The 567-nt window shown below is 52.0% G+C and carries 1 pseudogene; it reads right to left on the bottom strand.

The features are described from left to right. A pseudogene (locus tag J3482_RS20235) lies at positions 1-445 on the bottom strand (hypothetical protein); the annotation flags it as partial. Positions 446-567 lie beyond the last annotated feature (122 nt).

Consider the following 567-nt stretch of genomic DNA (forward strand, 5'->3'; position numbering starts at 1 on the left):
CAAGCTCGACCACCCAGCAATAGCGGTGTCTGCCGATGAGGAAGCGGATGCGCTCAATGGCATGATGCGTACAGCGATACGGTCGGAATCCATAGCTGTACGGGTGCTGTTTTCCTTCGTAGATGGGTTCCAGAATACTACGTACCGCATCCTGGGCGGCGCGATCAACGATAGTTGGAATTCCGAGCGGCCTTTTTTCATGTGGCTTATGGTTCTTCGGGATGAAAATTCTCCGTACCGGGCTGGATGAGTACAGTCGCAGTACTTGTTTCACATCTTCCCGAAGCCTTTGCCGGGCCTCTGGTGTGGCATAATCCTTCTTCGTCTTGTTGTCTACGCCGGGTGTGTGCGCACCTTTGTTGCGCAGCACTCTCTCAATAGAGAGGTCAATCCAGACATTCCATCTCAGCAGATGGTGCAATTTTGAAAACGGTCGTTGTTCCAAAGACCTTCGTGCAAGGCGCGCTTGTGTTTCAAACCTCTTTGCCTCCAATGTGGAGGATTGAGTGACGGTAGAGATCGCAATCACTCCCTAATGGGGAGCCTTACTTTACTCACGCGCACCTA

Origin of the sequence: Alicyclobacillus suci (genome assembly GCF_017329615.1) — a bacterium.
GTDB lineage: Bacteria > Bacillota > Bacilli > Alicyclobacillales > Alicyclobacillaceae > Alicyclobacillus > Alicyclobacillus suci.